We start from the raw sequence: 18198 nt of genomic DNA, 5'->3' as shown, positions 1-18198 counted from the left end.
GTCGATTTTTTTTGATTTTTTCTTCAGAAGTGGAATGTCTGTGGTGATTTTGCCGGTTTTCTTTTGGGCTCGGGACTCAACCTTTTTCGGCGTTGAGTCAGTGGTGGCTCGTGAAGATCCTTTTTTGCTCACCAGAATAACAGCCTTCTTTCGGCCCAGGCCAAATATTCCCTTGGAGCCGGGGGAAACAATTTCAATGTTAAGTTTGTCGCGGGAAACATCAAGGTTTTCGCAGGCCATCGCAATAGCCTCTTCGACGTCTTTTCCTTTGTATTTATTTTTTTCTGACATGGCAAATACCTTCGAAGTAATTGTTACTAATCAACCGATTTGTTGATGAAATACTGCTGACATATTGAAAGTAAATTGTTAATAAACCAGTATAAAACGAGTCCGGAAGCAAAATTGAGAAACATAAAAGTAAATATGACCGGCAAGAAAAGCATAATTTTTGCCTGGGTTGGGTCAGCGGCCGTAGGAGTCATCTTTTGCTGTAGGAACATGCTTGCCCCCATTAAAAGGGTAAGGACGGGTATTCCTCCGAGATAAGGAATGTCCAAGCCGATAGGAAGTCGGTCGGGTGCTGAAAGATCGGTTATCCAGAGCATGAACGGAGCATGCCTGAGTTCAATGGTCTGGAGCAATACTTTGTAGAGCGCGAAAAAAACAGGGATCTGCAGCACCATCGGTAAACAGCCGCCCAGAGGGTTGATTTTGTAAGTTTTGTACAGGGTTATCATCTCCTGGTTCAAGCGCTCTTTGTCATCCTTGAATTTCTCACGAAGTTTAGCCATTTTGGGCTGAATCTTCTGCATGGTTTTCATGGATTTCATGCCTTTATGCGTTATGGGCCAGAAAAGAAGCTTGAAAAGAACGGTTACCAGAATGACCGCTATGCCGTAGTTTCCAATATATTTGTGAAAGAAATTTAATAGAAATAAGGCGGGTTTTGCTAACACATCAAACCAGCCGAAATTAATTACCCTGTCAAGGTTTGAGCCGACTTGTTTAAGTATGGAAAGCTTTTTGGGGCCTAAATAAAGAGTATATTTGAAAGTCTTAGCCTCGCCCGGAGCGATAATTTCTTGAGCACCGCTCACTATAGACGATACTTTGTCGTCGCCAATAACTGAAAGTTGCACAGTGCTTGATTCACTTTGTGGTATTATGCCGCAGAGAAAATAGGTGTCTTCGTATGCTGCCCAACTGAGTTTTCCAGAGAGTGTTTTCGGTCCATCATCTTGAAGGTCGTCGGGCTTGATCTCTTCTAGGGCATCGTTAAGATAAACCGCCGGGCCAGTAAAGAGAAAGTTGATGTTCTTGTCGGCCTTGGGGTCAAAGGGACGGTTGGTGTTTTTGAGATAGGGGGCGCCTTGCAGGGCCTGCACTGTATTGTTTCTGACCGTGAACTCAAGATCAATGGTGTATGAGTCGTCAGAAAAAACTAGGGAACGCTCAACCTCTAGTCCAGGGAGAAGTGATGCCGCCATGGATAAAACTGCCTGCTGGCCGGGGGACGTTTGAATGTTTTGTTGATTTGTCTGGTAGAGAGGCGTTTTGGAGGAAATGCCATTGCCCCACGAAAATTGCAGTGGCAGATCACTGGCTTGTTCTGTGAAAATAAGTTGTTTCAGTGGCGAGTCAGCTTTAGTGGATTCTTTGTAATTATGAAGCTTAAAGCTTTTAATCCCACCGCCATTTTCACTGATAACTGCGGTGTATTGGCTTGTTATCACCGTTATGTCTTTTGCTGTAACAGCCGGTGTCAACTCGTTTGCGGCAAGAGATTCATCTGGAGATAGCGCGGAGTAAGTATCGACAGGAGTTGCCCTGCTGGTGATTTCTGAGGAGATCGTTGCTGATTTCTCTGTCTGTTCCTGTAGGGCTGGGTCGACAAACTCCTGGGGGGGTGGCACGAAGAAATACTGGTAGCCAAGAAGGATCATCAGGGACAGCATAATTGCTGTGAAAGCTCTTTTCGTTTCCATAATCAGTCCATGTGTGAAGTTAAGGGTACAGGCTTATGAAGCAAGCATATCGAAGTTTACGCTCTCTCCGCTTTAGTGGGTTAGTCGTTTAAAGCAGTGAAGCGATTCGGCATCATTTCTTAACCGGGTCATAACCGCCGGGGTGAAATGGGTGACAACGAGCTATCCGACAGACCGCAAGCCATAGCCCCTTAATCAGTCCGTGCAATCCTATAGCGTCAATTGCATATTGCGAACAGCTTGGGGTAAACCTGCACGAGGGGGGAAAAAATGGAGATATATATTTTTGATAGCAACGGATTATACTGAGACAAAGTGTTTTCACATTTTGAGTTCTCAAGTGCAAAGGCTATTGGGGCCCGCTTGCTTCAAAGTCGGCGTATGTTGAATGAAACGGGAAAAAGCGCTCTGGATGTCACTGATTCCACGTGGCTCAAATTTTTTGCTGGTTGCCACCACCAGATCAACGCCGGTTCCTGAAGCTTTTGAAGCCATAAGAGATGGGAACGTGCGGTTTAACCGGTAAAATTCTTTGATGAGCCTTTTGATCCTGTTGCGCCTGATCGCCAGTTTTTTCCCACTGATGCTAACACCTAGCCGATCATGCTGAAGTTCATTTATGGTATAAATGAAGGTAACATTATTGCCGTGAACTCTTTTGCCTCGAGAATATACATGATTATATTGCCAGGGCTTGGTGAGCAGGCAGTGTTTCGGCAAAGATGCTTTCATCTCCGCGGGTGCCACGCAGTTTCTTATAATGCTAGACGCTGGCGGCCTCTTGCACGTCTACGATTAATTATTGCTCGGCCAGCTTTAGTGCGCATGCGTGCACGAAAACCATGGGATCGGTGGCGTTTAATATTGCTTGGTTGAAATGTTCTCTTGCTCATGATCGTTCCTTTTTTTAGGTTTCGACAGCGCCAATATGGTAGTTTTGATTGTTGAAAACTGGTTTGCGAACTGACTAATCGTTATTGAACGAAGGTAGTTCTGGGTGTTTTGAGTTAGCCAGTTTCAACGACGCGCGTCTTTTTTTCTATTAAATCTGAGATCTGCTGCTTTTTACAGTGGCGACTGTTATTTTTTGCCAACTATTCAGTGGGGCAAAGCATGTTTGGTAGCCGTCATTCTAAATAATAGTAATGCTTTAGATCCTGAACAGGATCGCATCGGCTAAAAATTAATTGAGCACATTACCCTTAAACTATTTCGATGTCAAATTGTTTAAGGCTGTTCTCGTGAAAAGAACAACTAGCATGTCTTGACAATTATGAATGTTTTTGTATAGTAGGCAATGTTTTAATGGGCGGGTGTAGCTCAGTTGGTAGAGTACAAGCTTCCCAAGCTTGGTGTCGCGAGTTCGAGTCTCGTTGCCCGCTCCAGCGCTTCTTGCGTCTTGGTGTATCGTTAATCCTGGTAGTTTCGGGGTTTTCCAAAATTTGTCGGTTAACGGCTTTGCTGTAGCCAGGTAATGGATGGAAGTGGGTTAACGCCCGCTTTTTTTTTTTGTTAAAACAGATCTGACTGGTATTGTTCGAGCAAAATGGAATCGACAACTGTTGTGAAAATACAGGAGATAATTGAGCCTGTGCTTGCCAGTCTTGGCTATGAACTTGTTGAGGTTCAGTTAAGAACCGAACAGATTGGCCTGGTTCTGCGAGTAATCATATACAAAGATGGTGGAATTTCTGTCGATGACTGCAGCGCTGTGAGTCGTGAAGTTGGCCCCTTGCTTGAGGTTGAGGATATCATCTCCAGAGCGTACCACCTTGAAGTTTCTTCTCCAGGGTTGGATAGGCCATTGAAAACAGAGCGCGATTTTACCAGAAATACAGGTAAAAAAATCAAACTGACCTTCATTGATCCTGAGCAGAGTCATGCTACGGTAATCGGCGTTGTAAAAAGCTGCGAAAATGAGCGGCTTGAAATTGAAGGCGATAATGGTATGCACGTTATTAATTTAGTGGATGTGACTAAAGCAAAACTAGTTATAGAATTTTAAGCTCAGGTTGATTCGGCACAGCCGTGAAAAACCCTTGGCATTGGTTGGGATTATTTAGAAAATACAGGCTTTCTTGGGTATTATGGTGTTGGTAGTAAGTTTCCAGGAATAAGGCACTCAGTAAATACAGCTAGATAGTTGTGGAGAAGCAGGATGATAACAGATTTAAAACGAATTATTGATCAAGTCAGCAGAGATAAGGGAATTGACCGTACTTTACTTGTTGAGGCGCTCGAAGAAGCTGTGATGTCTGCCGCAAAGAAAAAATACGGCATGCGTCGAGATATGGAAGCCCAGTACAATGACGATCTTGGCGAGATTGAGTTGTTCCAGTTCCGTTCGGTTGTTGATGAGGTTGAAGACGAGCAGACTGAGATTTCTCTTGCCGAAGCCAATGTCCTTGATCCTGATGTAGAGATTGGTGATGATCTGGGTAGTAAAATAAATGATGTTGCAGAGCTTGGCCGTATAGCAGCCCAGTCAGCAAAACAGGTCATCATCCAAAAAATGAAAGATGCCGAGCGGAATGTTGTCTATGAAATGTTCAAAGACAGAAAGGGTGACGTGGACAATGGTATTGTTCAGCGCTTTGAGCGTGGTAATATAATCGTAAATCTTGGGCGAACCGATGCAATTCTGCCACGAAACGAGCAGATGCCCAGAAAGACGTATCGTCAAGGTGATCGTATCCGTGCCATTTTGATGGATGTCCGCCAGACAGCCAGAGACTCACAGCTCGTTTTAAGTCGGACAGATAAACAGTTTGTGGCAAAACTTTTCACCATTGAAGTGCCTGAAATTGCAGAAGGTATAGTGACTATTCTTAATGTTGCCAGGGAGCCCGGTATTCGTTCAAAAATCGCTGTTGTCTCTTCGGAGGCCGATGTTGATCCAGTTGGAGCATGCGTCGGAATGAAGGGTTCTCGAGTACAGAATGTTGTACAGGAGCTGCAGGGCGAGCGCATTGATATTGTGCCGTGGAGTCCTGATCCTGCTAAATATGTTTCTAACGCCCTTTCACCGGCAGAGGTGTCGATGGTTGTTGTGGACGAAGAGAAAAAAACGCTACAGGTCGTTGTTGCCGACGATCAGCTATCTCTGGCGATTGGCCGGGGCGGGCAGAATGTTCGGCTGGCCTCTGAACTTTTAGGCTGGCGGATTGATGTTAAGAGTGAACAGAAGTATGCCAAGCTCATGGAGGAGGGGTATCGGTCTTTAGTTGCCATTGACGGCATCGACGATAAAAAGGCTGAAAAACTCTATGATGGGGATATCTGTTCGGCAGCGGAACTTTCAGCAGCTGTTGCTGAAGATGTAACCGCGCTTATTGATGGCATTGATACAGACGCGGCGCTGATACTCATTAAAAAGGCTGCAAAAGTTGCTGCCGTTTTTGCCGAAGAAGCTGAGCGACAGAGGCAAGAAAAGGCCAGTGCTGAAGGGCAGGCTGAAGAGGCAGAAGTTGCACAGGGTGAAGCTTCCGAAGAGGTTGCTGTTCAGCCGGCGGCTGAAGAAAAAGTTCACGAATAGGTGGAGTAATTTTTTGGCGGAATTTTGAATGGTGTCGCAGAAAAGTGGCGCAGACAAGGTGTTCGGTAGTATGAAAAATTGGTTAGAGAGAAACTAAAACAGTATTTGAATCGATGTGGGGCTCTAGGGAGCTTCATGGCTATATAGGCGGGAGTTTGTGAAATGACGGTTAGGGTTTACGAGTTGGCGAAAGAAGCTGGGATGGACAGTAAAGAGCTTGCAGCAAAGCTTCAAGAGCTTGGTTATGATGTCAAGGCGTATAATTCAAGTCTGGATGATGGTGTTGCCGAAGAAATTCGCCAGAAGTTGATGAATGTTGAAGCAAAAGTTCAGGAAAAAAGAATTCAGACCAAGGGTACGACGACCATCATAAGGCGTCGTAAGAAGTCCGTCGAGAGTCTGGATGCCCTTGTTACCGAAGAAACACCGGTAGAAGAAGAAACTCCAGTCGAAGATAAACAGGAACAAATAATAGCAGAAGCAGAAGCTCAAGCAGGGGCAGACGTTGAAACGGCTGAGGGTGTTGATGAAACAGCGGAACAGACTGTTCCGGAGAACGTTGTTGCGGAGGCTACAGTTGAGGAGACGGCTCATCCCGAAGTGACTCCTGTTGTCGAGCCGGAAATAGAAGCGGTACTGCCGACAGCATCTGTGGAGATTGAAGATGAAACAGTCGTTGCTGACGCACCTGAGGCCGAAGATAGTTTTGATGAAGGCGATGATGCTGATGAAGATATATCTGTTAAAATAAAAACCCCTGTTGCATCACGAAAAGGATTGGCTCGGGTTATAGCTCGCTCAGCCATAATTTTTCCAGTTGAGGAAGAACGTAGCAAACAGGTTCCGAAAAAGGTCTTTAAGCCGAAGCCCAAAAAGGCGGTTGCTGAAACCAAACCGGCTGATAGAAGTGACATTGTAGTCGCTACGGATGTTACCGATGATGCATCGGGGGGAGGCAAGGGAAAGAAAGGTAAACGTTTTGTCAAGTTTACTCACCATGCCGAGCCTGGAGTCCGGAATAAGAAAGGCGCTGTAGGGAGGAAGAAAGGCTATGGAGACGTCGATATGGAAGACGTCGCAATGGCTGGCGGACGCTTTTCTGCGGCTCTGCGCGTAGGTCGTGGCGGAGGCCGGGGCGGCAAGAAAAATAAGGGTGGGGGCGGTGACGAGAGTGTTGGAGAAACCAAAGCCATTAAGATGCGTATCAAGGTTTATGATTCAATCTCCATTGGAGATTTAGCTCACCGGATGGGTGTTAAGGTTAGTGAACTAATTGCCAAACTGATGAGTCTTGGTGTTATGGCAACAGTTAACCAGTCGTTGGATCTTGACACAGCCACTCTTGTGGCAACGGATTTTGGATATGAGGTTGAACAGGGCAAAACGGAAGAGACAACGATTATTTCGTTTGATGAACAAGAGAGCGGTGGCGAAGAGTTGCCTCGTCCTCCTGTTGTCACAGTCATGGGCCATGTCGATCATGGTAAAACCTCTATCCTTGATGCAATCCGCAATACGGAGGTTGCTGATGGTGAGGCTGGCGGTATTACCCAGCATATTGGCGCCCACTATGTACATTCTGTGCATGGCGATGTTGTTTTCTTGGACACACCAGGACATGCTGCTTTTACCGAAATGCGCTCCAGAGGTGCAAAGGTAACAGATGTTGTCGTGCTTGTTGTTGCTGCTGATGACGGTGTAATGGATCAAACAAAAGAGGCAATAAATCATGCAAAGGCAGCGGATGTTCCTATTGTTGTTGCTATTAATAAGATAGATAAGGACGATGCCGACCCAATGCGGGTTAAGCGCGAACTGGCTGAATTTGAACTCGTGCCGGAAGAGTGGGGCGGATCTACAATTTTTTGTGAAGTCTCAGCTAAAAAGAACATTGGTATTGACGAACTTCTTGAGCAGATAATTCTACAGGCCGAAATTCTTGAACTGAAGGCCGATCCAAATCGTAAGGCTAAAGGCCGCGTTGTTGAGGCGCATTTACATAAAGGTCGCGGCCCATTGGCCACCATATTGGTTCAGGAAGGAACTCTGCGAGTTGGTGATTGTTTTGTTGTGGGTATACACTCTGGTAAAGTCCGTTCGTTGCACGATGACAAGGGTAACCAGATTGATGAGGCCGGACCGGCCTTCCCCGTTGAGGTGCAGGGCTTAGGCGGTGTGCCAATGTCTGGCGATGAGTTTGTTGTCGTCACCGATGAGAAAATGGCTAAAACCGTCAGTAATCAACGCCAGATGAAATCAAGAGAGAGTTTGCTGGGGCAAACAACTAAAATTTCTCTCGATAACCTCTTTGATAAGCTGCAGGAAGGCGAGATTAAGGAACTTAATGTATTGTTGCGATCTGACGTACAGGGCACACTGGAGGCCTTTTCTAAGGCTTTAGCCGATCTGGGGACAGATGTTGTGCGTGTTAAAGTGCTGCACGAAGGAACAGGAACAATTACTGACTCTGATATCTTGCTTGCCGCGGCATCGAATGCGATAATTATTGGGTTTAACGTTCGGCCAAGCAGTAAAGTCAGGGACTTTGCCGCCAGTGAAAATGTTGATTTACGTTTTTATGACGTTATATATCACGCCCTTGATGATATTCGCGGAGCTATGGTTGGTATGCTTGACCCGACATATGAAGAGAGAGTTATTGGGTCGGTAGAAGTTAGAGATACCTTTGGTGTTCCAAAAATCGGCACAATTGCCGGGTCATATGTTCTTGATGGTAAAGTAGAACGAAGTGCTCAAGTACGATTGATTCGAGAAGGCATTGTGATTTTTACCGGGAAAATATCCTCGTTACGCCGCTTTAAGGATGATGTTAAAGAGGTGAAGACCGGCTTTGAGTGTGGAATTGGCATCGAAAACTTTCATGATATTAAGAGTGGCGACACCATGGAAATTTTTGTTATGGATGAGGTTGCAGGGGTATTGTAAAATCTTACGATCCCCAAAAAAATAATTTTTACGGTATAAAGCTTGATATGGTAGCACGGAAAAAATCAAAAACGCAGTATTCGCTACCTGAGCTCGGCCAGGCGACGGGCAAAAAAAGACCTGCCCGTGTGGCTGAAACAATACGAACTTTGCTGGCAGAGTTGTTGCTGCGCAAGGTTCGTGATCCGCGTGTTTATGGAACCTCCCTGTCAGGCGTTGATATGACTCCTGATTTGCGCACGGCAGTTATTTATTTTTGTTGTCCTGAAGGTCAAGAGGCTGATGTCCAGGAAGGTCTGGACAGTGCCCAGGGTTTTTTACGTACCCAGTTGGCCAAATCACTAACCCTGCGTTATATGCCGACGCTCGTGTTTAAACATGACTTGTCGATAACCCATCACAGTGAAATGGGTAAGATATTCAGAGAGATAGAAGATGAGCGGCGATCAACTAAACAAGATAGTTGAGACGATACAGGCAGCAAAAGCTATCGTACTCGCGACCCATGTCTTTCCAGACGGGGACGCGCTAGGTGCGCTGATAGGCTTTGGTCATATTCTTGAGGGCCTTGGCAAAAAAGTAGTTCTGTACTCTGATGAATCTGTGTCGTATTTGTATGATTTTTTGCCAGGTTCTGAAAAAATTGTGACTACGCTGCCGTCCTCCAGTGAAGTTGACTGTGCAATTGCCCTTGATTGCGGCGACCAGTTCAGGCTTGGCAAGATCCTTGGTGATCTCCTGAAAATCGAACCGCTTCTGGTGATAGATCACCATACTGGGCATAAGAAATTCGGTGATCTGCGCTGGGTAGACTCCAGCCGCTCTTCAACCGGAGAGATGGTTTTTGAATTGGGGAAACTGCTTGGAGCAGATTTAAGCAATGAAGCAGCCTTTTGTCTGTACACGGCAATTGTTTCAGATACCGGCTCATTTAAATATGCCTCAACGTTGCCCAGAACAGTTGAGATTGCCGGAGAGCTTGTCCGTAAGGGTGTTAATCCTGAGATTGTCGCAGGGAAGTTATTTGATAATTTCACCGAAAGTCGTTTGCACCTGCTACAGTCCGTATTGTCTACCTTGGAACTGTTTTGTGATGGTCGATTAGCCATTATTACCGCTACAAAGAAAATGTTTGAAATAACCCAGGCTTTACCTGAAGATTCGGAAACATTTATTAACTATCCACGAGCATTGTGCTCAGTGGAGATTGCGGTTTTCTTGAAAGAGGCCAATGGACTCATTGGTGTGAGCATGCGGTCCAAGGGTGATCATCACGATGTTGCGGAGATTGCCAGAAAACTTGGTGGTGGTGGTCATAGAAAGGCGGCTGGCTGTAAGTTTAAAAAAAATGAGACGCTGAAAGAGGCACGAGAGATGCTTTTTAACCTTTTGTTGCCGTTGTTTGAGTGAGTTGATGGGCGACGATTTTGAGGGGGGAGTATTCCTGATCGATAAACCGGTTGGGCCATCTTCGTTTCGGATTGTTCAGTTAATACGAAAAGCGCTGCAGATAAAAAAGGTTGGTCATACCGGTACGCTTGATCCTTTTGCCTCCGGGTTGCTGATAGTCTGTGTTGGCAGACCTGCAACACGAATGATTTCGCAGTTGATGGCTGGCGACAAGCTTTACGAAGCTGTCTTACAGCTTGGTGTTGAGACGGATACGCTGGATACTGAGGGTCAGATTATCTCTGTGCAGCCGGTAGGTTCACTGACCGCCTCAGATGTTGAGAACTGCCTGGCAAAATTTCGTGGTGCGCTACTGCAAGCCCCGCCCGCCTTTTCAGCGGCTAAGTACAAAGGCAAGCCACTGTATCACTACGCCAGAAAAGGCGTGATGATCGAAAAAGAACCGCGACCGGTCTTTATACGAGAGCTGCGATGTCTGGCTCTAGAGGCCGAGCAGATGGTTATTCGTGTTCGGTGCGGAAAGGGTACGTACATACGAACTCTGGCCTCCGACATTGGTAAAGCGCTCGGCTGTGGCGCCCATCTAACAGCCTTGCGCCGCCTTGAAAATGGGCCGTTTTGTGTTGATGGTGCCCTGCCTGGAGCAATGCTGGAGAGTAAGGAGCAAGCCAGAGATGCCTTGCTGGCAAACTATCTTTCTGTTGAACAAGCCAGTCGGCTGACTAACAGTGAAAAATTGGTTGTTTCGTCGTGAAGTTACTTAGCACTTTCAGCCCGCGCCACCGGGCTTTACAATGTAAGTATTTAATAACTAGTATAAACGATTGGGCCGGGACGGCCGGCATAAAAAATGATGGAGGTCAAACGTGACACTGGAAGCAGACAAAAAACAAGAAATTATTAAGAAATTTGGTAAAACTGAAAATGATACAGGTTCTTCTGAGGTTCAGATTGCCCTGTTAACCTACAGAATTACCTATTTGACTGAGCATTTTAAAGGTCATAAGAAGGATCACCACTCACGTCGCGGCTTGTTGAAACTCGTTGGTCAAAGACGTCGACTGCTTAATTATCTGAAAAGCAAAAGTGTTGATCGGTATCGTGCGGTTATCCAGGAGCTTGGTATCAGAAAGTAAGTTTCCGACAATGGCTTAAGTCGACACCACTATCGTTTTTACGATACCACTACTTAGCACCGGGCTCATGTGAGCCCAGTGCTTTGTTTTTTTTGCTGGGCAAGGTTTGTTGCAAATGGCCTTCTAAGGCATAACGCCGCTATGATCGAAATAGGTCGAACAGTAGACGGCAAAGAGGAGAAATAATGTATAAAAAAGTAGAAGCAGAAATTGGCGGAAAAACGCTGGCCATTGAATCTGGCAAAATCGCCAAACAGGCAAGCGGTTCAGTAGTCGTAACGTATGGGGAAACAGTCGTTTTGGTTACAGCTGTTGCAGCCAGAGAGGCTCGACCAGATGCGGGATTCTTCCCTCTCACAGTCGAGTATCAGGAACGTTTTTATGCTGTTGGTAAAATTCCGGGGAGCTTCTTTCGCCGTGAAATTGGCCGTCCTACAGAAAAAGAAGTTTTAACCTGCCGTTTTATTGATCGGCCATTACGCCCCCTGTTCGCCGATGGTTTTATGAACGAAACACAGATCATCGCCACAGTGCTGTCAATGGATCGCCAGAATGATCCTGATGTGCTGGCTATTGTTGGTGCCTCTGCCGCTTTAACTATATCCAATATTCCATTCCTTGGCCCCATTGCCGGTGTCCGTGTCGGGCTTGTTGATGGTCAGTTTATCCTTAATCCAACTAAAGATCAGCTTGATGTATCTCGACTGGATTTGATTGTTGCCGGTTCCCGTGATGCAGTTGTGATGGTTGAGGGTGAGGCCGATAATCTGTCAGAGCAAGAGATTCTTGATGCGATTTATTTTGGTTTTGACGGGTTGCAGCCACTTCTCAATATTCAGGATGAACTGCAAGGCGCACTTGGAAAACCAAAAATGGTTGTTGTTGCGCCTCAGATTGATGCGGCCCTCAGCGCCAAAATTGCCGAAATTGCTACTGCTGGCATTCGTGAAGTAACTAAAACTAAGGATAAATTAGAGAGAGGGGAGCGTTTTCACGAACTCGAAGAAAAAATCCTGGCAGAGTTGGCAGAAGCAGAGGAAGAGTATTGTCCTCAAGCGGCAAAAGAGGCGCTTTACTCTCTTAAGAAGACAGTTATGCGCGGTCAGATAGTTAATGACAAAACCCGTCTTGATGGTCGTCGATTTGACGAAGTGCGCCCCATTAGTTCAGAGGTCGGAGTGCTGCCAAGGGCCCATGGCTCAGCCCTGTTTACCCGTGGTGAAACGCAATCTATGGTTACCACAACTCTGGGAAGCGGTGATGATGAGCAACGAGTGGAGTCTTTGTACGGTATGGAATTTAAAACCTTTATGCTCCACTACAATTTCCCGCCATTTTGTGTTGGTGAGGCGCGTTTCTTGCGCGGTCCAAGCCGCCGGGATATCGGTCACGGAGCACTGGCAACCAGGGCAATAAAGGGTGTATTGCCGGATCATGATTCGTTCCCATACACAATTCGAATTGTCTCAGAAATAATGGAATCAAATGGTTCCTCGTCTATGGCGTCAGTGTGCGGCGGTATTCTTTCCTTGATGGATGCCGGAGTACCGATTAAGCAGCCAGTTTCCGGCATCGCCATGGGTCTGATCAAGGAAGGCGACGATGTTGTTGTTTTGTCTGATATTCTTGGTGATGAAGACCATCTTGGAGATATGGACTTTAAGGTAACTGGAAGTGCCGATGGCATTACGGCCCTGCAGATGGACATCAAGATCGATGGTGTGTCCAAGGAGATAATGAGCACCGCCCTGTCTCAGGCTCGTGCCGGTCGGCTTCATATTCTTGGGGAGATGAATAAGGCAATCGATCACCCTCGGGGTGACATTTCTGAGCACGCGCCTAAAGTCATCATTCTGCAGATTAACCCTGATAAGATCCGCGATCTCATCGGCCCTGGTGGCAAGATAATTAAGGCACTTTCTGCTGAGTATGATGCCAAGATCAACGTCGATGATAGTGGCGAGGTGAAAATATTTGCCTCCGACGGCACAACTGCCAAGGCCCTTGAAAATGCAGTAATGGCAATTTGCGCTGAGCCGGAAATTGGTGCGGTATATGAAGGTACGGTCGTCAAAATTGTTGATTTTGGCGCCTTTGTGCAGATTTTGCCAGGCACCGATGGCCTTATTCACATCTCTGAACTTGAGAATAAGCGAGTCGAGAAGGTAACTGATATCCTCAAGGAAGGTGATACGGTAAAGGTAAAAGTTCTTGATATTGATCAGCGTGGTAAGATCAGATTGAGCCGTAAAGCTCTTTTAAGCGAGTAGCTTGCTGCTGCAATCTGTGTATAATAAGACTATTCTTGACAACCAATTACGGGTTGTTACAGAATATATTCCTTCCAATACGGTTTCTGTAGGCGTTTGGGTTGATGTGGGCTCAAGAGATGAGTCTCTCTCTTTGAACGGCTGTGCTCATTTTGTTGAGCATATGCTGTTTAAAGGGACGTCTAGCCTGGATGCCAATGAAATTGCCAAAGAGTTGGACAGCCTGGGAGGGATGTCCAACGCCTTTACTTCTAAAGAAACAACCTGTCTGTACGGAACAGTGCTTGAATCCCATGTTGATCAGCTTGTTACCATCTTGGCGGATTTGTTGCAGCATTCGCTTTTTTCTGTAACAGAGTTTGAAAGGGAGCGGCAGGTCGTGTTGCAGGAAATCAGCATGGTCGACGATACCCCGGAAGACCAGATACACGATCACCTTGCCGCCACTGTTTGGCGGAGTCACCCCCTGGCCTGGCCAGTTTTGGGCACAGCCCAAACTGTTTCGAATCTTACCGCAGTCGACCTGATTGACTTTGTGAAACGTTTTTATACTGCTGACCGTATTGTTATTGCCGCCGCAGGAAATGTTGAGCATAGCTCTTTTGTTGAAACGATTGCAGCCTCATTTGGTGAGCTTGCTACGGCTGCGCAATCCCCTCAAGTTTATAGACTGCCTCCGGCTCACATGAGTGCCCGGGATATTGTCTACACCAAAACTCTTGAACAGGCCCACCTGCTGTTTAGTGCATATTGCCCACCAGGGAATGATCCGGCCAGGTACCAGCTGGCCCTGTTAAATGTCCTGCTGGGTGGAAATATGAGTTCAAGGCTGTTTCAGGAGCTGCGTGAGCAAAAAGGGCTTGCCTATTCGATCTATTCGTTTGTAGATGCAATGAGTGATGCCGGGACGTTGTCGATTTACGCAGGGGTTGGACCTCAAAATATTGAAGAGGCCAGCACCATGATTTATGACGTGGTTGCGGGTGTGAAAAAAAATATCACCCGCGATGAAGTGGACCGGGCGCGTAATTATGTCAGGGCGGGGATGTATCTTGCTTCGGAGAGTATGGAAGCGCGCATGACCAGGTTGGCCAAAAACGAGTTTTATTTTGATTGCTATTATACCCTTGAAGATGTTGATGCCGCTCTTGTCAAGACCTCACGTAAGGATGTTCTGGCCGTTGTGGAAGAAGTTTTTGCACAACCAATGACCTCTGTTGTCTTGGGCCCGGTTGAAGGAACTGCCGCATGAGCAATGTGCAGATAGTGTTATTCCGGTGGCTCGATGATGCTTACAGTAACGATCTGAAGGTGCCGTCTTACCAAACAGAGTTAGCCGCAGGTATGGATGTGCAGGCCTGCGTCAACAGCCCCGTTGTGCTTGAACCGGGCGCCATAACCCTTGTGCCAACTGGTTTTGCCGTTGCCATCCCAGCGGGCTATGAACTACAGGTTCGGCCTCGAAGTGGTCTGGCGATAAAGTACGGGGTGACGGTTGTCAACGCTCCCGGAACTATTGATGCCGATTATCGAGGTGAAGTTAAGGTCGGACTGGTGAATTTAGGAAGGGAGCGCTTTGTGGTAAACCGTGGTGACAGGGTTGCCCAACTGGTTCTTGCACCGGTCACAACAGCGCAGCTGAAGGTAGTTGCTGTGTTGCCGGAAACAGCCCGTCAGGCCGGGGGCTTTGGGCATACTGGTCTGTAATGCCTTAGCAAACATATCGAAGTCGGAGTTTGTGCCCTGTTGTAAGGCACTTATTGCCGGTTTATCCGGATTAGGAATTATTATGCGGTTTAGTGTTCTGGGGAGCGGCTCAAAAGGTAACGCAACTTTTGTTGAATCCGGAAAAACTTCCCTACTGATAGATGCAGGATTTTCGGGTGTTGAAATAGAAAGGCGTATGGAGTCAATCGGCGCTGACCCTGCCTCTCTGGCCGGAATTATTGTTACCCATGAGCATAGTGACCATGTTAAAGGGCTTGGCGTGCTGGCCAGGAAATTTAAGATCCCGGTTTATGCCAATCGCCCGACATGTGAGGCTGGGGGCAAATATTTTGAGAAAATTCCGGAGTTCAGGGAGTTTCAGACCGGGGTTACGTTTTTTCTGAATGGGCTAACGGTTCATCCTTTTGCCATTAATCATGATACCGCCGATCCAGTTGGTTTTACTATTGATGACGGTACGACAGCACTTGGTTACTGCACTGATACGGGCATGGTTTCGCGCCTGATTCATCACCATTTATCCCAATGTGACAGCTTAATCCTTGAGTGTAACCATGATCTTGAGATGCTACGCAACGGCTCATACCCACCTTTTCTGCAGCAGCGCATCCGCTCTAAAAATGGTCATCTGGCGAATCCGGAGGCCGTAGAATTCATAAAGAAGCTGGTTGGCCCACAACTTTCCCGGGTTGTTCTGGCACATATCAGTGAATCTAATAATTGTCACCGTCTTGTGAGTACCACCGCCAACAGTTTACTTGAAGAGTTAAAGCTGACCCCCCGATGTTCGCCTACCTTTACGATTAATATCGCCACTCAGAACCAGCCTACCGAGCTGTTTCGGGCCGGCTGATCAATCTATTCGAAAATTATTTGCCGTGCTCTGTGTCACTGAGAAGTGCCACTGAGATTTGCGGATATCGGTGGTTTTCTCCAGCCTGGAGAGAACATATAGACGATAATTGGGCCGGCTGAAAAGGCCGCAGGGGTCGCAAGAAATGCGAAGATCGAACCGAGGCCAATGCAGGATAGCATTTCTGTCAGGGTCATGGTGGTGAGTATCTTGTTGAAATGGATCCAGTTGATACGAAAAGAGCACATTAGAAGTGAGGCGGCAACAAGGGTGGCCAGACTGAGCCATGGCTGCGCAAAGAAAATACTTGCCACCACCAGCCAGGCACCGGCTGGACTGGGCATACCACGAAAAAACCCTTTAGGTGTGATGTTTTTGGAGCGACCATAGTCATAAAGACGAAAGAGTGTTGCAGCAAAATAGATGGTGCCCAGCAGGCAGGATAGGGGGGAGGCATCGTTAATAGAAATCACCAGAGCGGCAGGTGCACATCCGAAGCTTACCATATCGGCAATGGTATCAAACTGGCCGCCAAATCTGCTTGAGACACCAAGTTTTCTGGCAACGGCGCCATCAAATAAGTCACATAACATGGCAACAAAATTGATAGTGGCACCAAGGCCAACCTTGCCTTGATAAGCGCACCAGATGGTGAAAAAGCCTCCTGCCAGGTTGCCTAAGGTGAGAAACTGAGGAATGGCAACCTGGATGGTCGTTTTAACCTTATTCGGTAGGAGTCGTATGCTGACAGATATAGTAGCCAGAACGACAGCGGCCCAGATTAGGAAATTACCGATATGGCTGAGCCATGGCCATGAGCAGAGAATGGCCATGGCAAAAAAAAGTTTGGATAGATTCTGTGCGAAGGCTTTTCTTTTGCCAAAGAGATTTGCGCCTTCAACCTGGGCGCCGCGTAAAAAGGTAGAAGCAACATCGAGACTGAAGAGGATGGCCAGGCCGGATTTATGGATGCTGGGCCAAAAAAGAACAAGGGTGCTGTAGGTGATCAGTTTGTCAACGATAGGGTCAAGAATTTTGCCCTGATCGCTAACCTGATTGGTTTCACGGGCCAGAGCCCCATCAACAATATCAAAAATGATAACAACGGTGACGATAAAACTGGCCAGCCACCCCCATAACTGCCAGGGTGTCCCCGTTGTGGCTGCGAGGTCATAACGATATATCCAGAATAACCAGCCTGGGAAAAAAAATACCAGCCGACCAAGGGTTATCTGATTTGGGGAGATGCCAAGGTCGTAGCCAACCCAGCGGACAAATCTGCTAAAGAGTATTTTGTGCATTAAGTGAAACAGATCCTGGAAAATGTGAAAAAGTCAGTGGCCATCCGAGAATACGTGACTGTTGCTATAAACCGCAAGAGCTACAGGTCTTAGGTGATATTCCATTTGAGACTATTTTGCAAGGTCAGAACGGCTACCAGGAACTCTTAACGACGATTTGTTTCATAGATTCGCGGTATATGTCGTCTGGGTAACGCGTGGTAAGTGTAACAATGTAAGAGCCGGGTGTTTCGTAAATATGAACCGGGTCGAGTTGACTTGATACCTCTCCATCGCCAAAGTCCCACTCCACAGATTTATAGGCGAAATCGGGATGGTGTACAGGCTTGAAAGTCACCTTGAGCGGTGCCTGCCCTTTCGGGGGATCGGCGGTAAAATGAACTGGTGGTATTTCATTGTCGGCATCGGCACTGTTAAGATTTAAAAAACTTTCTCCTTTAAATCCAAGAACTTGTACTGGGACAGAACTGTTTTTTTGCGAACCATTTCCCAGTTGACCGTAGTTATTTCTCCCCCAGGCCCAGACACTGCCGTCTGACTTAACAGCTACAGAAAACATGGCTCCGGCCGCCACAGCGCTAACCTGACGCAGGCCGACAACTTGAACAGGACTGGCCTGATCAGTGGTAGTTCCATCACCCAGTTGGCCGTAGTTATTTCTGCCCCAGGCCCAAACACTCCCGTCCGATTTCAAGGCCAGAGTATGGCTGTCAGTATCAATGGCGTTAATATTGGTAAGGCTGTTTAGGTGCACAGGTTCCGGCCTGCTTTTGGTGGAACCGTCTCCGAGTTGACCTTCGTGATTGTATCCCCATGTCCACAGGCCACCATCGGCATCGAGTGCCACGGTATGGTTATCTGCGGATATGCTGGAAAGGCAGGAGAACATCGATGCCGGCACAGGATCTTTATGTGTTTCTTGAGTGTCGATCCCCAGTTGACCAAAGTTGTTTTTTCCCCACGCCATCAGGCTGCAATCGTATTTGTAGGCAAAAAAACTCGAGAGCCCGACACCAATACCGGCAACATCT

Annotated in this window: 18 protein-coding genes and 1 tRNA gene; 12 read left to right on the top strand and 7 right to left on the bottom strand. The window is 47.0% G+C overall.

Annotated features, from left to right (window positions below):
- The 5 genes from HQK80_10550 to rpmH all read right to left on the bottom strand — a co-directional run.
- On the bottom strand, positions 1-291 hold a 291-nt coding region (locus HQK80_10550; GenBank protein MBF0222646.1), incomplete at its 3' end, for a Jag N-terminal domain-containing protein.
- A gap of 26 nt (positions 292-317) precedes the next feature.
- Positions 318-1988 carry a membrane protein insertase YidC gene (gene yidC / locus HQK80_10545; GenBank protein ID MBF0222645.1) on the bottom strand — a complete coding sequence of 557 codons (1671 nt, stop codon included), beginning with the start codon at positions 1986-1988 and terminating at the stop codon, positions 318-320.
- A gap of 112 nt (positions 1989-2100) precedes the next feature.
- Entirely contained in the window at positions 2101-2313 is a 213-nt protein-coding gene (yidD, locus tag HQK80_10540) for a membrane protein insertion efficiency factor YidD (protein ID MBF0222644.1), read from the bottom strand.
- An 11-nt stretch (positions 2314-2324) separates the two neighbouring features.
- Positions 2325-2720: a ribonuclease P protein component gene (gene rnpA / locus HQK80_10535; GenBank protein MBF0222643.1), complete on the bottom strand. Its 396-nt coding sequence runs from the start codon at positions 2718-2720 to the stop codon at positions 2325-2327.
- Between the two features lie 23 nt (positions 2721-2743).
- The gene (gene rpmH / locus HQK80_10530; GenBank protein ID MBF0222642.1) at positions 2744-2881 is read right to left on the bottom strand and encodes a 50S ribosomal protein L34; all 138 of its coding nucleotides are present in this window, start codon (positions 2879-2881) and stop codon (positions 2744-2746) included.
- Between the two features lie 416 nt (positions 2882-3297).
- Here rpmH and HQK80_10525 point away from each other — a divergent pair.
- The 12 genes from HQK80_10525 to HQK80_10470 all read left to right on the top strand — a co-directional run bounded on the left by HQK80_10525 (position 3298) and on the right by HQK80_10470 (position 15866).
- Positions 3298-3373, top strand: a tRNA-Gly gene (locus tag HQK80_10525).
- A 161-nt stretch (positions 3374-3534) separates the two neighbouring features.
- The gene (locus HQK80_10520; GenBank protein ID MBF0222641.1) at positions 3535-3993 is read left to right on the top strand and encodes a ribosome maturation factor RimP; all 459 of its coding nucleotides are present in this window, start codon (positions 3535-3537) and stop codon (positions 3991-3993) included.
- Between the two features lie 153 nt (positions 3994-4146).
- Positions 4147-5523 (top strand): transcription termination factor NusA, encoded by a 1377-nt coding sequence (nusA, locus tag HQK80_10515; protein MBF0222640.1) that lies wholly within the window; start codon positions 4147-4149, stop codon positions 5521-5523.
- Positions 5524-5685: 162 nt separating this feature from the next.
- Positions 5686-8469 carry a translation initiation factor IF-2 gene (infB, locus tag HQK80_10510; GenBank protein MBF0222639.1) on the top strand — a complete coding sequence of 928 codons (2784 nt, stop codon included), beginning with the start codon at positions 5686-5688 and terminating at the stop codon, positions 8467-8469.
- 47 nt (positions 8470-8516) lie between these two features.
- A complete protein-coding gene (rbfA, locus tag HQK80_10505) occupies positions 8517-8936 on the top strand; it encodes a 30S ribosome-binding factor RbfA (GenBank protein ID MBF0222638.1) in 420 nt (139 codons plus the stop codon).
- A complete protein-coding gene (locus HQK80_10500; GenBank protein MBF0222637.1) occupies positions 8905-9879 on the top strand; it encodes a bifunctional oligoribonuclease/PAP phosphatase NrnA in 975 nt (324 codons plus the stop codon). The genes rbfA and HQK80_10500 overlap by 32 nt, the downstream gene beginning before the upstream one ends.
- A gap of 4 nt (positions 9880-9883) precedes the next feature.
- A complete protein-coding gene (truB, locus tag HQK80_10495) occupies positions 9884-10633 on the top strand; it encodes a tRNA pseudouridine(55) synthase TruB (protein MBF0222636.1) in 750 nt (249 codons plus the stop codon).
- A gap of 112 nt (positions 10634-10745) precedes the next feature.
- Positions 10746-11015 carry a 30S ribosomal protein S15 gene (gene rpsO / locus HQK80_10490; protein MBF0222635.1) on the top strand — a complete coding sequence of 90 codons (270 nt, stop codon included), beginning with the start codon at positions 10746-10748 and terminating at the stop codon, positions 11013-11015.
- Between the two features lie 185 nt (positions 11016-11200).
- The gene (gene pnp / locus HQK80_10485) at positions 11201-13285 is read left to right on the top strand and encodes a polyribonucleotide nucleotidyltransferase (protein MBF0222634.1); all 2085 of its coding nucleotides are present in this window, start codon (positions 11201-11203) and stop codon (positions 13283-13285) included.
- Positions 13286-13301: 16 nt separating this feature from the next.
- Positions 13302-14537: an insulinase family protein gene (locus HQK80_10480; GenBank protein MBF0222633.1), complete on the top strand. Its 1236-nt coding sequence runs from the start codon at positions 13302-13304 to the stop codon at positions 14535-14537.
- Complete coding sequence (gene dut, locus HQK80_10475; protein ID MBF0222632.1) at positions 14534-14992, top strand: dUTP diphosphatase; 459 nt, start codon at positions 14534-14536, stop codon at positions 14990-14992. Before HQK80_10480 ends, dut begins: the two co-directional genes overlap by 4 nt.
- 82 nt (positions 14993-15074) lie before the next feature.
- Positions 15075-15866: an MBL fold metallo-hydrolase gene (locus HQK80_10470; protein MBF0222631.1), complete on the top strand. Its 792-nt coding sequence runs from the start codon at positions 15075-15077 to the stop codon at positions 15864-15866.
- Positions 15867-15901: 35 nt separating this feature from the next.
- Here the strand turns inward: HQK80_10470 and HQK80_10465 are convergent, their stop codons facing one another.
- Together HQK80_10465 and HQK80_10460 are read right to left on the bottom strand one after the other, a co-directional pair.
- Positions 15902-17167 (bottom strand): CDP-alcohol phosphatidyltransferase family protein, encoded by a 1266-nt coding sequence (locus HQK80_10465; GenBank protein ID MBF0222630.1) that lies wholly within the window; start codon positions 17165-17167, stop codon positions 15902-15904.
- A 133-nt stretch (positions 17168-17300) separates the two neighbouring features.
- Positions 17301-18198 (bottom strand): PKD domain-containing protein (locus HQK80_10460; GenBank protein MBF0222629.1); only part of this gene is annotated, 898 nt, incomplete at its 5' end.

It is taken from the genome of Desulfobulbaceae bacterium (assembly GCA_015231515.1).
Lineage (GTDB): Bacteria > Desulfobacterota > Desulfobulbia > Desulfobulbales > VMSU01 > JADGBM01.
Note: the sequence above shows the minus strand (reverse complement) of the source record. Positions and strands in the feature narration are given on the sequence as shown.